At 56.9% G+C, this 15,980-nt stretch carries 17 protein-coding genes; 3 read left to right on the top strand and 14 right to left on the bottom strand.

Annotated features, from left to right (window positions below):
- Positions 1-5: 5 nt before the first annotated feature.
- A complete protein-coding gene (locus QP868_RS06350; protein WP_040348945.1) occupies positions 6-1,199 on the top strand; it encodes an acyl-CoA dehydrogenase family protein in 1,194 nt (397 codons plus the stop codon).
- A gap of 101 nt (positions 1,200-1,300) precedes the next feature.
- On the opposite strand, the gene QP868_RS06355 is transcribed toward QP868_RS06350, so the two are convergent.
- The 9 genes from QP868_RS06355 to rpsB form a co-directional block, all read right to left on the bottom strand.
- Positions 1,301-1,924: an AMP-binding protein gene (locus QP868_RS06355; protein ID WP_284925765.1), complete on the bottom strand. Its 624-nt coding sequence runs from the start codon at positions 1,922-1,924 to the stop codon at positions 1,301-1,303.
- Entirely contained in the window at positions 1,917-2,474 is a 558-nt protein-coding gene (locus QP868_RS06360) for a DivIVA domain-containing protein (RefSeq protein WP_284925766.1), read from the bottom strand. The genes QP868_RS06355 and QP868_RS06360 overlap by 8 nt, the downstream gene beginning before the upstream one ends.
- A 9-nt stretch (positions 2,475-2,483) precedes the next feature.
- Positions 2,484-3,809, bottom strand: a complete 1,326-nt coding sequence (rlmN, locus tag QP868_RS06365) for a 23S rRNA (adenine(2503)-C(2))-methyltransferase RlmN (RefSeq protein WP_473964631.1) — start codon at positions 3,807-3,809, stop codon at positions 2,484-2,486.
- A gap of 59 nt (positions 3,810-3,868) precedes the next feature.
- Positions 3,869-4,816, bottom strand: coding sequence for a phosphatidate cytidylyltransferase (locus tag QP868_RS06370; protein ID WP_284925767.1), 948 nt, complete (start codon positions 4,814-4,816; stop codon positions 3,869-3,871).
- A complete protein-coding gene (gene frr / locus QP868_RS06375; protein ID WP_473964633.1) occupies positions 4,806-5,327 on the bottom strand; it encodes a ribosome recycling factor in 522 nt (173 codons plus the stop codon). Before frr ends, QP868_RS06370 begins: the two co-directional genes overlap by 11 nt.
- 111 nt (positions 5,328-5,438) lie before the next feature.
- Positions 5,439-6,191, bottom strand: coding sequence for a UMP kinase (pyrH, locus tag QP868_RS06380; RefSeq protein WP_005885628.1), 753 nt, complete (start codon positions 6,189-6,191; stop codon positions 5,439-5,441).
- An 83-nt stretch (positions 6,192-6,274) separates the two neighbouring features.
- Positions 6,275-6,907 (bottom strand): peroxiredoxin, encoded by a 633-nt coding sequence (locus QP868_RS06385; RefSeq protein ID WP_284925769.1) that lies wholly within the window; start codon positions 6,905-6,907, stop codon positions 6,275-6,277.
- Positions 6,908-7,120: 213 nt separating this feature from the next.
- Complete coding sequence (gene tsf / locus QP868_RS06390; RefSeq protein WP_284925770.1) at positions 7,121-7,948, bottom strand: translation elongation factor Ts; 828 nt, start codon at positions 7,946-7,948, stop codon at positions 7,121-7,123.
- Between the two features lie 54 nt (positions 7,949-8,002).
- Positions 8,003-8,944 (bottom strand): 30S ribosomal protein S2, encoded by a 942-nt coding sequence (rpsB, locus tag QP868_RS06395; RefSeq protein WP_284925771.1) that lies wholly within the window; start codon positions 8,942-8,944, stop codon positions 8,003-8,005.
- Positions 8,945-9,325: 381 nt separating this feature from the next.
- Between rpsB and QP868_RS06400 the strand changes: the two genes are divergently transcribed.
- Together QP868_RS06400 and QP868_RS06405 are read left to right on the top strand one after the other, a co-directional pair.
- Positions 9,326-10,324, top strand: a complete 999-nt coding sequence (locus tag QP868_RS06400) for a D-alanyl-D-alanine carboxypeptidase family protein (RefSeq protein ID WP_284925772.1) — start codon at positions 9,326-9,328, stop codon at positions 10,322-10,324.
- A 93-nt stretch (positions 10,325-10,417) separates the two neighbouring features.
- Positions 10,418-11,083: an SDR family oxidoreductase gene (locus QP868_RS06405; RefSeq protein ID WP_284925773.1), complete on the top strand. Its 666-nt coding sequence runs from the start codon at positions 10,418-10,420 to the stop codon at positions 11,081-11,083.
- A gap of 6 nt (positions 11,084-11,089) precedes the next feature.
- Here QP868_RS06405 and QP868_RS06410 read toward each other — a convergent pair whose 3' ends face one another.
- From QP868_RS06410 to QP868_RS06430, 5 genes are all read right to left on the bottom strand, one after another.
- Positions 11,090-12,079: a tyrosine recombinase XerC gene (locus QP868_RS06410; RefSeq protein ID WP_284925774.1), complete on the bottom strand. Its 990-nt coding sequence runs from the start codon at positions 12,077-12,079 to the stop codon at positions 11,090-11,092.
- Between the two features lie 48 nt (positions 12,080-12,127).
- A complete protein-coding gene (locus QP868_RS06415; RefSeq protein ID WP_284925775.1) occupies positions 12,128-13,303 on the bottom strand; it encodes an ATP-grasp domain-containing protein in 1,176 nt (391 codons plus the stop codon).
- Entirely contained in the window at positions 13,300-14,499 is a 1,200-nt protein-coding gene (locus QP868_RS06420) for an MFS transporter (protein WP_284925776.1), read from the bottom strand. The genes QP868_RS06415 and QP868_RS06420 overlap by 4 nt, the downstream gene beginning before the upstream one ends.
- A complete protein-coding gene (locus QP868_RS06425) occupies positions 14,496-15,632 on the bottom strand; it encodes an ATP-grasp domain-containing protein (protein WP_284925777.1) in 1,137 nt (378 codons plus the stop codon). Before QP868_RS06425 ends, QP868_RS06420 begins: the two co-directional genes overlap by 4 nt.
- 123 nt (positions 15,633-15,755) lie before the next feature.
- Positions 15,756-15,890: a hypothetical protein gene (locus QP868_RS06430; RefSeq protein WP_284925778.1), complete on the bottom strand. Its 135-nt coding sequence runs from the start codon at positions 15,888-15,890 to the stop codon at positions 15,756-15,758.
- Between the last annotated feature and the right edge of the window lie 90 nt (positions 15,891-15,980).

The following is a 15,980-nucleotide window of genomic DNA, read 5'->3' on the forward strand; positions in this document are numbered from 1 at the left end:
CAAACGTGGCAAAGACGCAAACGCCGGACGAAATCCTGCAAATCGACTCGGTTTTTAGCAAAGAAGACCTCGAATGGGCCGGTGTGGTTCGCAAGTGGGCCGATGACAACCTGCGCGACAAGATCGGCGACTGGTACTTAGAAGGCACTATCCCTGCTCGTGAACTCGCCAAGGAACTGGGACAGCTGGGCGTTCTGGGAATGCACTTGGAAGGCTACGGATGTGCAGGGTCCAGCGCGACCCAGTACGGTCTGGCGTGCCGTGAACTCGAAGCTGTGGACTCCGGGCTGCGTTCACTGGTGTCCGTGCAGGGGTCGCTTGCGATGTTCGCGATCCACCACTGGGGTTCAGAAGAACAGAAGAACGAATGGCTGCCACGCATGGCACAGGGTGAAGCCATTGGGTGCTTTGGTCTGACCGAACCCGATGTGGGATCTGACCCGTCCAACATGCGCACCGTGGCAAAGCGCGACGGTGACGACTGGGTGCTCAACGGTGCAAAGATGTGGATCACCAACTCCCCTGTTGCCGATGTCGCCGTTGTGTGGGCCAAGACCGACGAAGAAGACGACAAGGGTCGCCCCGTGATCCGCGGTTTCGTAGTTCCGACCGACACACCTGGTGTTGAGTGCCCCAAGGTTCAGCGCAAGCTGTCGCTGCGCGCTTCCATCACGGGTGAAATCGTGCTGGACAACGTGCGCCTCCCAGCTGACGCCATGATGCCTAAGGCAAAGGGTCTGCGTGGGCCGCTCACGTGCTTGTCTGAGGCTCGTTTTGGGATTGTGTTTGGTGCTACGGGTGCTGCGCGCGACGCGCTTGAGCAGGCGCTCATGTACACCGGTTCACGCATCCAGTTCGACAAGCCACTCGCGGCATTCCAGATCACGCAGCAGAAGCTGGCAAAGGCATTTGGCCAGTACTCGCAGATCACCCTGCTGGCAGCCCACCTGGGCAAGCTCAAGGACACCACGGGTGTTCGTCCTGAGCAGATCAGCCTGGGCAAGATGGTCACCGCTGACACCGCGATGAACATCTGCCGTGACCTGCGTGCGCTGTTCGGTGGATCGGGTATCACCAGCGAATACTCGCCACTGCGCCACGCCATCAACCTGGAAACCGTTCTCACGTACGAAGGAACCCACGAGGTTCACCAGCTCACGTTGGGACGGTCGCTCACCGGCATCAACGCGTTCGCGTAAAGGGACACGCATAGATCACATAGATTGAAGTGGCTGGGAACGGTTGAGCTGTTCCTGGCCACTTTCGCGTTTTGGCTTCACGTTTTAGGGTGGCTCGTCGCCTAAGCGTAAGTCGCGATTGCTTCCAAGGCGGTCAGGCGTTGAGCCTGGGGCACGTCTTGGCCGGGGCACTGAACCACCGCATCGGGGCGAAGCTCCACCACAGCAGCCGGTTCAACGCGCGCGTCACGCACAACCGTGTCTAGAACAAACTCGTTACCTTCAAACAGGGCAACAGCGCCCTCAAAATGACTGGGCAACGCCTTCACAGGCTTAGAAAACGCCTGGTGAGCACCTCGTTCGCTGGGACTCTGAGCTGGAGTCTCCCCCGCCACAACCCGAACCGAGGCATCTGGGTCTGCGGGCGCCACACACGCGCCCACACGCCACGCGCCCAACCTCACCAAGTGAGCAGTCAGCGGGGACACGTCAGAGGCAACGGAAACGCACGTCCCTTCACCCACATCCATGAGGCGCAAAACGCCGGCGAACTTAGCACAGCGGTCTAACACCTCGGCGAAGGTGAGCTCCACCAGCTCCCCAAAACAGTTGCGGTCGCGCACAAACACGTCATCAGCGCGCCCCATCGCAACGGGAAAATCCAACAGCTCATACACCGGGTTCATGAGCCCCGGATGGCCCTCCCCGCGAACCCCGGGCCGGGCAAACCAGTGGATATCAGTCAACCGAAGCCATCACTTCAACAACACGGTCAATAAACGCATCAACCTGGTCTTCGTTGTAAGCCTTCTTACCCTTGCGGATCTTAAACAGGACGCGACGAACCTCGTCAACGCTCATCGCCAAGCCATCGGTGAAGTAGGCGTTGATCTTGTCGCACATTTTGTCGACTTCTTCAATGTCGTAGCCAATGGCGCCACGCTCCGCCAAGTTAAAACGCTCTCCCGGCTCACGGCTCAAACGCCCCCGCAGGGAGCCAGCCGCACGGGTGAGCTCATCAACCCAGGCCTGCTCACCAGATGTGGTAATCAACTGTTCACGGCTACGCTTAGCGAACGCGTCTTCCAAACGGTCAAGAGCAGCGTCGACAACCCCCACGTGGTAGCCGCCACGCTTCAAGTCAAAACCGACCGTGCGCACCGCGCGCGCATCCAAGTCACCAGGCTGAGGGGTTTCGCGCTCAAAGCTTTCGCGGGCGCGCTTGAAGAAGCTGTCGACCTGAGCAGGGTCATAACCGTTCTTCCACCCCGACATCTTGGGGAAGTTCTGTTCCAAAGCGTCTCCTTAGTCCTCATCCTCAGCAGCCAGCTGACCACACGCGCCGTCGATGTCTTTACCGCGTGTGTCTCGAATTGTAGTCGGAACCCCCGCCTTGACGAGCCTGCGCACGAACTCAGCGGCGACCTCGGGCTCGGAAGCCGTCCACACGGAACCCGGCGTGGGATTCAGCGGAATGGGGTTCACGTGAACCCAGCCACGACCTCGGGCGTTGAGCTTCTTAGCCAGTAGCTCGGCGCGCCACGCGTGGTCGTTCATGTCCTTAATGAGCGCGTATTCGATCGACACGCGCCGGCCGGTGGTTTTGTAGTAGTCATATGCGGCGTCGATCGCTTCGTCTGCGTTCCACCGCGTGTTGACCGGGATCATTTCGTCGCGCAGGTCGTCATCCGGTGCGTGCAGGCTCAGAGCGAAGGTGACCGGGATGTTTTCCGCGGCGAGTTTCTTGATTCCCGGCACCAAACCCACGGTTGACACGGTGATGCGGCGCGGCGACATGCCCAGGCCGGCTGGCGCAGGGGTGGTGAAGCGGCGTACCGCGTTCATGACGCGCTTGTAGTTGGCTAGCGGTTCGCCCATTCCCATGAACACCACGTTGGTCACGCGGTCGTGTACCCCGGCCGAGGTGGTTGTGGAGTTTTCGGGGTTGGGGGTGGCTTCCGAGGTGGCTGAGTTTTCGGAGGCATCGGCTTCGGAGCCAACTTCCGCGGCTTCTTCGCCAAGGTAGTTAGTGGTTGCCCCGGCGGTGGGGGCCAGTTCACCGGCTGCGATTACGCGGTTGGCTTGGATGACTTGGTCGACGATTTCAGCCGTTGACATGTTGCGGGTGAGGCCCTGCTGGCCGGTTGCACAGAATGGGCAGTTCATTCCGCACCCACACTGGGAGGACACGCACAAGGTGATGCGGTTGCGGTAGCGCATGAGCACGGATTCAACCATGGCGCCGTCGAAAAGTCGCCACAGGAACTTAATCGTGTCGCCGTCTTCTGTGCGTAGGCGCCTGACTTCGGTGAGCAATGGTGGGAAGAACTCTGCGGCGAGTTCCTCACGCTGATCAGCTGGCAAATCTGTCATGTCAGCTGGATCGGTGGTGTTGTGTACGTAGTAATGGGTGGCCAGCTGCTTGGCACGGAACCCGGGAAGCCCTTTGTCTTTTACAGCTTGCGTCAGTTCCTCGAGCGACAGGTCTGCTAAGTGCTGAGGGGGTTGTTTTACCCGAGGCGAACGGAAGTTTAGGAGCGGACGACCGTCCCGCATGGGGGTTTTCGAGGTCGTTCCGTCCTCATGTTCGACAACTGGGCGTACCTGACGAGGTGTTAAATTCTGGGCCATGGCCCTCCCAGTATCGCACGAATCGGCTCAGACAAACACTTCACGTGGTGCACGGTTCCTTAGAGAAGGAGGCCCGGCAGGAAGTGGAACAGTGCGAGGGCCACGGGTGCAGTTGGAAGGATCGAGTCCAGCCGGTCCATGACTCCCCCATGCCCCGGTAGCAGGGTGCCCATGTCTTTCAGGCCAAGGTCACGTTTGATCATGGATTCGGAGAAGTCACCCAGGGTGGCAAAAGCGGGGATAACTACTCCCAAAACAAGGCCTGCCCACCACGGAGCACCGAACGCCAATACCACCATGCAGATGCCCACAACAGTGGAGAACAGTGCCGAACCAGCGAACCCTTCCCATGACTTCTTAGGCGAAATACTTGGCGCAATGGGGTGTTTGCCCCACAGAACACCAAAGGTGTAACCGCCCGTGTCACTAGCAACCACCATGGCAAGGAAGGTGATCACCAACATGTTGCCCATGGGGAAGGACAGCATGTAGGCGATAAAAGAACCCATGAGCCCCACATACGTGAGGGCGAAGATGCTCAAGCACACATCTTTCACCGGATTGAGCCGGTGACGGCGAATCTGGTTGTAGATGAGGATGAACCCGCACCCTAAACTGAACGCCACCCAGAGTGCTTCACGCCCTAGGAAGTAGGCAGCAAGAATCATGGTTCCCGCCGAAATCATGGTGGGCACGCGCGCCACTTTAGATCCGGACCGGCTCAGCGCATTCGACAGTTCCCACGTCGCTGCCATGACACCGACCAGCGCCACAATCAAAAACAGCTCAGGGATGAATACCAGGCTGGCAAGAACAGCGCCACCCAGCACCAGGCCAACCGCGATAGCCGCAGGCAGGTTGCGTCCGGCGCGCCCGTAATCCTGTTTAGGCGGTTGGGGTGCCTGCGGGTTGGGTTCAGTCCCAGTGATGCGATTCTGAGAAGTCGAAGATGCGCCAGTCGAAGCGTTCGACTGGCGCTCGTCGTAGGACGACAAATCAGACTTCAAGCAACTCTTTTTCTTTAGCGGCCAGAAGCGAGTCGATTTCGTCAACCTTCTTCTTGGTGATTTCGTCGAGTTCACCAAGAGCGTGCTTGACTTCGTCTTCTCCGGCTTCGCCGTCCTTCTGGATGCGTTCCAGCTGCTCTTTGGCCTTACGGCGCACGTTGCGTACTGAGATGCGGCCTTCTTCAGCGTCACCCTTAACGATCTTGACGTACTCCTTACGGCGCTCTTCGGTGAGTTCCGGGAGAGTCACGCGGATAACGTTTCCGTCGTTAGCGGGGTTGGCACCGATGTCGGAGTTACGCAGGGCGTTCTCGATGTCTGTCAGAGCACCTCGGTCATATGGGGTGATGAGAATGGTGCGCGCTTCAGGCACCTGGAACGAGGCCAGCTGCTGCATAGGTGTGGGAGTTCCGTAGTACTCCACGGGAATGTTGGCAAACAGGCCGGGGTTCGCACGACCGGTACGCACGTTGCCGAAAGCGGCCTGAGTGGCTTCGATAGCACCGTCCATTTTGGCGCTGGCTTCTTTAAGAATTCCGTTGATCACTGTCTTCTCCTTGGGACGTTATGTCTAATCCTACCTGGGCGAATCTGGGCGACTAGCGTTAAGCGCTGACCTGCTTTAAGCGCTGACGACCGTGCCGATGTCTTCACCCATAATCGCGCGGCGCAAATTCCCGTCGCCTTCCATGCCAAACACACGCATGGGAAGGGCGTTGTCCATGCACAAGCTGAACGCGGTCGCGTCAACAACTTTGAGACCTCGGGTCAGTGCGTCCTGGAACGTGATGTGGTCGAGTTTGGTTGCCGACGGGTCCTTCTTTGGGTCCGCGGTGTACACGCCGTCCACGCCGTTCTTGGCGATAAGAACTTCGTCGGCGTGGATTTCGAGTGCACGCTGTGCCGCCACGGTGTCGGTTGAGAAGAACGGCAGTCCAGCACCCGCACCGAAAATCACCACGCGGTCTTTTTCCATGTGTCGCATGGCGCGACGTGGAATGTACGACTCAGCCACCTGGCTCATAGGAATCGCGGTCTGGACGCGCGTATCCAATCCTTGCTGTTCCAAGAAGTCCTGCAGAGCAAGGCAGTTCATCACGGTGCCCAACATACCCATGTAGTCCGCACGAGTACGGTCCATTCCGCGTTGCTGCAGTTCCGCCCCGCGGAAGAAGTTGCCGCCACCTACGACGATACTGATTTCCACCTCGGGCACGGTGGGCACAATCTGCTTAGCGATTGACGCAACAATATCTGGGTTCACCCCGACGGATCCCCCACCGAAAACTTCACCTGACAGTTTCAGAAGCACTCGCCTGCGATCAGTACGAACCGGATGCATTGCGTGGCTAGAAAAATGAACAGGCGATTCCATGGGATCCTCACGTCAGAACTTGCGGGCCACCTCTAATACTAACGTTCGCCAGCGGTCTTTGTGTAAGCGCCGCCGAGGTCGTTCTAGTTTTCGCGGATCCGAGCCGTGCGCAGATAAGGGAAGGCCTCTTCGACGTCGTCAAAACGTTCGCGGGCTTCGTCAGTTGTGATGCCTGTTGGGACGATGATCTTGTCGCCGTCTTTCCAGTCCACTGGGGTTGCGACTTCAGCGCGCTCAGCGGTTTGGAGGGCGTCGATCACGCGCAGGATTTCGTCAAAGTTACGCCCGGTTGACTTGGGGTAGGTCATGGTCAGGCGGATCTGCTTGGCCGGGTCAATGACGAACACCGAACGCACGGACGACGTGTCCCCCTCGTTGGGGTGGATCATGCCGTAAAGTTCAGCGACCGTCTTGTCTGGGTCCGCGATGATGGGGTACTCCACGGTGGTGTTGTTGTAGGAGTTGATGTCCGGGATCCAGCTGGTGTGTTCTTCATTGGAGTCCACGGACAGGGCGATTGGCTTAACGCCACGCATTGCCCATTCCTCGCTCAGTTGCGCAACGCGACCCAGTTCGGTGGTGCATACGGGGGTGAAGTCTGCGGGGTGTGAGAAGAACACCACCCAGCTATCACCAGCCCAGTCGTGGAAGGAGATCTCACCGGCCGAGGTTTCGGTGGTGAAATCAGGGGCTACGTCACCGAGCATGAGGGTCATCGTTGGTCCTTTCGATTGCGGGTGTTCCTTACAGGCTATGCGCTGGGTGTGACTTTGGGCTCGCGGCGCGGTAAAGATCAGGTCCCGCTTGGGTAAAGACCACGTGAACTTGGGGGCTTCATCCCAACGTGGCACGTCCCTACAGGGCACCCGGCAAAACAGAACGTGCCACCACAAAAATGTGGTGGCACGTTGCGTTAGCTAGCGCTTAGATTAGGATCCAACACGCACGCGAGCGAAACCGGTTGCCTTGATGCCAGCTTCGTCCAGAACGGACTGAACCGACTTCTTTGGCTCCTTGGCAAAGCCCTGGTCCAGCAGAACGTTTTCCTTGAAGAATCCGTTCACGCGACCTTCAACGATTTTTGGCAGAGCAGCTTCTGGCTTGCCTTCGTTCTTTGCGGTTTCCAGAGCGATTTCGCGCTCCTTTTCAACCAGGTCAGCTGGGACGTCTTCGCGGCTGAAGTACTTAGGTGCAAGAGCAGCAATGTGCACAGCTACGTCGTGTGCAGCCTGGTCGTTGTCACCTTCGTAAGCCAGCAACACACCAACCTGCGGAGGCAGGTCCTTGTTGGTGCGGTGCAGGTAGGAAGCGAGCTTGGCACCTTCGAGGCGTACAACCTTCTTGAGGTCAACCTTTTCACCCAGGGAGGCACCACCTTCGGTGATGATCTGGGAGACAGGCTTGCCGTCGATTTCCACGTTCTTGAACTCTTCAGCGTCCGAAGCGTTGTTCGCAACTGCCAGTTCCAGAATTTCATCAGCCAGGCTGATGAACTTGTCGGACTTAGCAACGAAGTCGGTTTCGGAGTTGAATTCGATCATGGTTCCGACGCCACCGTCGGTCTTGATAGCAACAAGACCGTCCGAGGTGGAACGTCCTTCGCGCTTGGTGGCACCCTTGAGGCCTTTAACGCGCAGGATTTCAATAGCCTTAGCCTGGTCGCCCTGAGCTTCGTCAAGAGCCTTCTTCACGTCCATCATGCCTGCACCGGTCTTTTCGCGCAGAGCCTTGATGTCAGCGGCGGTGTAGTTTGCCATGTGATCTCCTAAAGTCGAGAGGATTTATGTGCTTAGGGTTACAGCACTAACGTGTCAGGCTTCAGTCGACTTGTTGTCGGCGTCAGCGGCGGCTTCTTCCTTGGATTCTGCCTGAGCTGCTTCAGCCTTGGGTTCTTCCTGAGCGTCAGCAGCCTTGGTTTCGTCCTTGGCTTCCTTGGTTTCTTCTGCCCTGGCTTCGTCAGCCTTAGCGTTGTCTTCGCCCTTACCTTCGAGGAGTTCGCGCTCCCACTCTGGCATTGGTTCAACGTCAACAGCGGAAACGTTCTTTTCACCTTCGTCAGACGAGTGGCGCTTGAGCAGACCTTCGGCAACTGCGTCTGCAACGACGCGGGTCAGAAGGGCTACGGAGCGGATCGAGTCGTCGTTACCTGGGATTGGGTAGTCAACTTCGTCAGGGTCGCAGTTGGTGTCGAGGATACCCACGATTGGGATACCCAGCTTCTTAGCTTCGTCAACAGCCAGGTGTTCCTTCTTGGTGTCAACGATCCACACTGCTGAAGGGGTGCGCTGCATGTCGCGGATACCGCCCAGGGTGCGCTCAAGCTTTTCCTTTTCGCGCGACAGGATGAGCAGTTCCTTCTTGGTGTGACCTGAACCAGCTACGTCGTCGAAGTCGATTTCTTCGAGTTCCTTCAGACGGCGCAGACGACCGGAGATGGTCTGGAAGTTGGTGAGCATACCGCCCAACCAGCGCTGGTTCACGTATGGCTGACCAACGCGCTGTGCCTGTTCGGCAATAGCTTCCTGGGCCTGCTTCTTGGTTCCGACAAACATGATCGATCCGCCGTGCGCAACGGTTTCTTTGATGAACTCAAATGCGGTGTCGATGTAGCCCAGCGTCTGCTGCAGGTCAATGATGTAGATGCCGTTACGTTCCGTGAAAATGAAACGCTTCATCTTGGGGTTCCAGCGACGAGTCTGGTGACCAAAGTGAACACCGGAGTCGAGCAACTGGCGAGTGGTGACGACGGCCATGCCGACGCCCTCCTTTCATGGCGCTTACGCGCGTTCGGGCACAGGTTCCAACTGGGTTGACCCTGTGCGGATTTCGGTTTGTTCCTGGTATCCGTGGCGGGAGCCCACGCTTCACCCACGTGTCCTGCTGGAGGATTATGTGTGGATAAAACGCACCTGAGGCACCGCTCGTGTGTCGGATACGCGTAGTCAAGAGTTCTGACACTCCTGCTGGCCCTATTTTATGCAGGTCACGCGCGAGTAGCCAAATAGTTACTTGAGGCACAGCTCGTGTGGATTGTTTTTCGTTCTCGTGGCAGAGGCACTGTGGAAGATTTCGCGGTTTCCACAGCGTTGGGTTCGGGTCTTTTGTCAGCGCTGATCACATAGTGCGATGAGTACATGATTTCTCGAATTTTGACTGTAGTTTCGTGGCTCGTATTAGCACTGACGCTGATGAGTGCCACATATGTTCCAGATTCCGTGGTGCATGCGTCACCCGGTGAGCGCTCAGATGAACCGTCCGGCACGTGGATGACTCCGGTGCCTGGGTTTGAAGTGATCCGTGGTTTCGATAAGCCAGACAAGAATTGGCAGTCCGGGCACCGAGGTGTCGATGTCCTGGCGCTGCCCGGTGAGCCCGTGCGTGCCCCAGGTTTTGGCGTGGTGCGGTTCGTGGGAGTGATCGCGGGGAAGCGCGTGATGAGTGTCGAGGTGGGTAACTATGTGGTGAGTTATGAGTCGGTGGACAGCGATTTGAAGAAGGGCGACGACATTACTCCGGGGATGCACATGGCTAAGGTGTCCTCACCGTCTCACTGCCCGCAGGGGTGTGTACATGTGGGTGTGTGGCGTAAGGACCGGGCAAAGGATTACCTCAACCCGGTGAATTTCTTCGCCTCAGGCGCATCGATCCTGTTGCCAGAGGCACAAGCGCCTAAGCCCGTGGCGGTCGACCAACAGCCGAGTTATAAAGGCAAAGGTAAAGGAGCAGGCCCGTGGGGTGGGCACCAAAACGGGCGAATCCCCTCAGTCGCGATGTGCGCTGTGAAGTCTGCGCCTGGGCACATGCTCAGATGTGACGCAGCACGGGCCTTCGATGAGTTATCGGCAGCGTTCAAGGCCAAATTTGGCCGGCCGATTTCGGTCACTGACTCCTATCGCACGTATGAGCAGCAGGTGATTTTGAAGAAGCGCAAAGGCAGGATGGCTGCCACCCCGGGCAGGTCGAACCACGGGTGGGGCCTTGCCGTGGACCTCGGCGGTGGCATCAACCGCTTTGGAACAGCGGAGCACCGGTGGTTGCGTGCGAACGGCCCCAAGTACGGGTGGGATCACCCGGGCTGGGCACGCCAAGGCGGGTCATTGCCCGAGCCGTGGCACTGGGAATTCATGGGCTAAACGGGCGGGCTGAGTGAGGAATACCCTGATTCGGTACAGAAAGTGACCATGGACTACATGGAATAGTTCGCGCGAAGTGTGTGTTTCGCGAGTATGAGCACACGTATTGCAATCATTGGTGGACACGGAAAAATTGCTCGTCTGGTCACTGAACGCAAAGGTGACGTCAGTATCACCAGCGTGGTGAGAAACCCTGATCATGTCGATGAGCTCAACGCTATGGGCGCTCACCCAGTAGTTCTCGATGTGGAGACAGCGGCGGTTTCAGAACTGGCCCAGGTCGTTAAAGGTCACGACGCCGTTGTGTTCCTCGCTGGTGCGGGCGGAGGTTCGGGTGTGTTCCGGAAATACACCTCGGACTTGAAAGCCGCGATCACTTCCCAGCAGGCAGCCAAGGAAGCGGGCGTGAGCCGGTTCGTACAGGTGTCGTTCGTTGGGGCCGAGCACCCAACTGCGGAAGGCACTGACCCGGTCTTTGCCGCGTACTGGGATGCAAAACGTATTGCTGATGACTCGCTTCGGGCATCTGACTTGGACTTCACGATTGTCAAGCCTGGGCTTCTGACAGATGAGCCCGAGACCGGGAAGCTTTCGGTTTCCCAGGGTGAGGTGCGTAAGGGTTCGACTACGGCGCGTGCCGATGTAGCGAACTTCATTCTGCACATCGTGACCGATGAGCGCACGTACGGGAAGGACCTGGACATCCTCGACGGTGACACCCCATTTGCTGAGTCTTTGGACGCGTACTTGGCACAGTAAGTGAATTTAGGCGCGTGGGTGGGCCTGCGTGTAGGAATCTTTAAGTTTGCCCAGGCTCACGTGCGTGTATATCTGGGTTGAGCTCAGGGTGGCGTGGCCCAGGAACTCTTGCACTTGGCGGATGTCGGCCCCGTTTTCAACCATGTGGGTGGCAGCCGAGTGGCGTAGACCGTGGGGCGAGATTTCCGGTGAGTTGGCTCGTTTGGCCGTCGCCTTGTGGACCACATCGCGTACTTGGCGCTGGTTGATTCTGCCACCTCGGACGCCTACAAACAGGGCTTCTTGACCTTCACTGGCCAGGTGGTTTCTGACTTCTAACCATTCGGTGAGGGCTCGTTGCGAGGGGCCACCGAATGGGATTCGGCGTTGTTTGTTTCCTTTTCCTAGAACCGTGATGAGTCCGGCGGTCCAGTCGACGTCGGTGGTGTCGAGATTGACGAGTTCGGATACGCGCATGCCGGTGGCGTACAGCAGTTCGACGAGTGCGATGTCGCGTGTACGTGTAGCGCGTTGGGTCTTGTTGAGGTTCGCGTCGTCGGCGGGTGGCTCAAAAGGTTGTGTGAGCACGTCTTCTGTGTGGGACTGCTGTAAAACGGTGGGCAGGCGGGTGGCTTTTTTGGGCGTGGATAGTCTGCTGGCCGGGTTGGTGGCGGTGATGCCGGCCCGGGTGGTGAAGGTGAAGAACGACCGGATACCGGCGATGCGACGGGCGAGGGTTCCGGACGAGGCACCTTGAGCAGATAGGTGTAGGAGCCACTGGCGGAGGTTGCCGATTTCAACGTCGGCCAAAGGGATGGGGTCACCGTTGCCGTCGTGGGTGAGGAATTGCATGAGGTTGGTGGCGTCGGCGATGTAGTTGCGCACGGTGTGTTCCGATGCGTTCTTGTGTACCGTCAGTTCGTTGTGAAAGCGGTCGAGTGCGTCGAGGTATTCGGCACTCAACCGGTCATGCTGAGGTTCGCCAGTTGCGTTGGCGTTGTGGGGGGAAGTCGCCATTCTTTAAGGGTACGCCAGGTTCGCATCTCTAGCGACAGCGCTCCATGTTTATGGCAGTACCTTCTGACTTTGAAGGGTCTGTACGGTTCGAGAAATGTTTTGGCCGGAAAGGATGACGTATGCATGTCTGTCCGCTGAGCACGTGATGGGACCACGGTCACCTGCGGCTTTCATGATCCCTGCATCTTTTACATCCTCATGTTGGCGAACGCAGGCTAACCACTGTTCGTCGGTATGTGGGCACTCACTCAGGTCCGGGAAGAATACGGCTGACTGTTCGCCACGCGGCGCATCGTTTGGCAATCGCTGGTGCTGGTAAGCGCTGAACAGTATGTTGAATGCTGTTGCTCCGACGCTCCACTCCATGAGGTCAGCAATATGATCTCCCCCAACGCGTCCATGTGCTTCGATCAAACGGGGCTGACCATCTTCCAGTATGAATTCGATGTGTGAGAGCCCGAACTGATAGTTGGCAGAATCGAGGACGGTTCGTGTAGCATCGAACAAGCGATCACGCGACTCTTCAGAAATACGAGCTGGCTGATGATGTCCAGTCTCAACGAGACCAGTTATTCCGCCAGTTACTTTCTCGGTCACGACCAGCGGGCTATGTTGGCCTGCCCACGAAATAGTTTCGACTGAAAACTCCGGCCCGACAAACCGTTGTTCGACTAGGTATTGACCGGGCTCAACCGCCAGGTCTTGGAGTTCTACTTCTGAAACGACGCTACGGACATCTCGACTACCAGAACCCGAGTTGGGTTTAAGGACGAGGCCGTGCTGTGTCTGTCGGAAAAAATCCTGAAGTCTGGAGTCTGTGCCTGTTGTCAGGTCGAGCATCGAATGCAGCCCGTTTATAGGTGACCGCTCGGGAAGAGCTTCGCGTAGCCGATGCTTATCGCGCATAATTTCAAGACTTGTAAACGAAGCAAACTTTCCTTCTGCAAGCCCCAATGCACTGTTTATAAGTGCGGCTACTTGAGACGTGTCGTCACCTAGGCCAACACACAGTGCATCACCCTGCTCACCTTTTGCACTAATGAAAGGTTCGAGCGCCCTAACCACGCTGAGGGCGTCGAGAGGGTCATGTACCTCGACTGTTTCGCCGTCGAAGTTTTCGAGCGATGACAAAAACTGAGCGTTCGCGACAGGAACAATCTCCGCACCAGCATTGTGGGCAGCATCAATCACTTCCTGGCGCGGAGTGAGAGTATAGAAATTCATGATCCAGCCTTTCGACGTGAAAGAACAACTGCTCCGGTAAAGCCCAATACAGCTAAAGGGACCGCCAAATACATCACTGACGCAGGAGAATCGAAGTGTTCGATCAAAGCACCGCCTGCGCTCGCACCTATGAGTGATGACACGCCTGCTGCGGTGGCTGTGGCTCCGTAGGCACGTGTCAAACCAGTTCCTTCTCTACGGAGCTGAGCTGTGACTTCGTCCAGTGTGGGACTCACAAGAAGTTCAGCCAGACTAAAGAGTGTTGCAAAGAGGATCACTGTCGCTGGCCCCGCTGGAATTGGTAGAACCAGAAAGCTTCCGACGAACAACAGAAACCCGATGGCCAAAACATAAGAAGATCGAACGGGTTTGAGGAGTTTCACTAACAGTGGGTATTGCAGAACAAGGATGAGAATCGCGTTTCCGGTATACACCCATGGAGATCCAAGTGGCGTGCCAAAGCCACTTTCCGCATAGAGTGGCACGACGAGTGGCCACTGAGAATAAATCCCCCAGTACGCCAGTGTGCATCCAATCAAAACGAAAAACAGTCGGTCAAGCCGACGCCTGTCGCTTCGCATGCGAGTTTTCGTGTCTTGGCCGCTTTCTTCCGGTGGTTTGAACTTCACAAACAGTAAACCCAAACCAAGCAACACATATGAAGTAACAACCGACAAAACAATGACGGAGAACGAGGCAACCACAAAAACGACGCCGCCGATCGACGGCCCTACGAGCGCGCCAAGGTTAACGGCGATAGATCGCATTGTGATCGTTCGGCGGTCAGACGAAGCCCTCATGAGTTCAGTTTTCAATGCGAGAGCTGTCGAAGAACTCCCAAGGCTTGCAACAACGGCGCCAACCGCGTACGTCAGTACGTTGCTGTCAAACGCAAAAACGAGGAGGCCCACGCTGCGAAGAGCCAAACCACCTATTGCCAGTGTTCTCGATCCTAATCTGGCGTTGACTGCCCCTATCAGTCCAGAGAGAATTTGCCCGGTGCCTGAGAGAAGGCCAAGAATCAATCCAGTAGCGCCAGCACCAACACCACGATCGATGAGTTCAAGAGTGATCAGCGGGTAGAACATGAATGTCGTGATCCCGCTGATCACAATTGCAACGAGAAACACCCAGGTGGATGATGTCGCTGCATCAACTGATTCTATTGAACCATTTTTGGAAGGGTCAGGCATCATTGGACATCCACCGTTAGCGCTTGCGAGGCCGCAAGAGCTCTGTCTTGCGCCAGGGCAGGAGTTGCTGCTGTGGCGTACACGTTTCCGATGCGCGCCTTGTACGACGTGGTGTCCGTGATGTGGTCACCTATCGACTTTGACGGAATCCACCCGGGCTGCCCCGGATAAAACCGCAGATTATCAAGCCTCTCTATACCGCGAAGTTGGCCAGTTTGAGTGGAATAGATGCTCACATGACTATGGCCTGCACAAACTTCACGGATCTCAGGGAGGTGAGGTTCCATGTTGAGGGCATCAGCGACAGCCAGAGCGTACGGGTCAAAGTTGGTGCATGTGTCAATTGCAGGTGTGATCAAAGCGCCGGGCATCCGCGCGTTAAGTTCGACCAGCGCAAACCCGGTGGCAGTCTCAATGAACTCTACGTGTGCGAACCCAACGTCGTACTGTAGCTTCGCAAGGAGGCTCTTCCCCCATTGTTCGACCTCAGCTTCCCACGGTGTCCCATACTCGTGGGGAAAGGTTTTGACGTTTTCGAGAAAGACTGGTGGGGCCGTCAAAATTCGGTTTGTGATGCCGAAGAAAACAGTGGAGTTGCCGTTTGACCAGAACTCGGCCGAATACAGCGGTCCACGATAGTAGGGTTCGGTTACGAAAGCGTCCTGGTCTCCCGCAGAAGCGCGAAGTTCTTCCAGTTCGTGCTCGGTGTGAACAAGGTCAATGCCGAGTGATCCAGTTCCATTACGTGGCTTGACTATTTTAGGAAAATCACTGACAGGCGTGGCGGAATACGCGGAGAGTTCCCGTTGCACCCACTCCTTGTCACGGAAATTCTTGAGACGAGAGCTTGAAAATCGACGTGGAAAATCAAACTCTTCACGTAACTCAGCCGCAATCACACCCCATGTGTCAGTAGAGCTAAAAACGGCACCTATGTTATTTCGCTCGGCTCTAATGTATGCGCGCAATTGTTCGTGATCGTTTGTGGGGAATGTGAGTACGTCAGCACCTTCTGTATCAGAATAAATCGAAGGGTCCGAGGCAAGAAGCCTGAGTTTGTAACCACGTTTCTGCGCGTGCTCCGCCATCCTGTTGACGCCGAGGGTCATCGCCTCCACAGCTAAAAGTGTCTTCAACTCTGGCGCCCCCTTTGCACTACCGCCTCGGTCCAGCAGGAACTCCCACCTGTTTGAATCATTAACTACGGGTGACAGGCTAGCACGGAAGAGCACGATCAAACCGCCGTCTTTCTGGCGCCCCTAACCACTCTTCTTCCACCCGCGGGTGTCCTTTGCAGGTCGGTCTTTCATCATGTGCACACCAACTACCGACCGTGCTTCGTTGACCGTCACGCCAGCTTTGCTGGCCACCGAATCCAAACCCGCGCCCCTCACAGTGGGATTTCCCAGGACCTAGATCGCGGATCCCAGCTCATGCCCACGCCCCGCTGCACGGTCGAGGCGATGCGCGGGGTATGAGTGAAG

It is taken from the genome of Brevibacterium sp. UMB1308A, from assembly GCF_030230605.1.
Classification (GTDB): domain Bacteria; phylum Actinomycetota; class Actinomycetes; order Actinomycetales; family Brevibacteriaceae; genus Brevibacterium.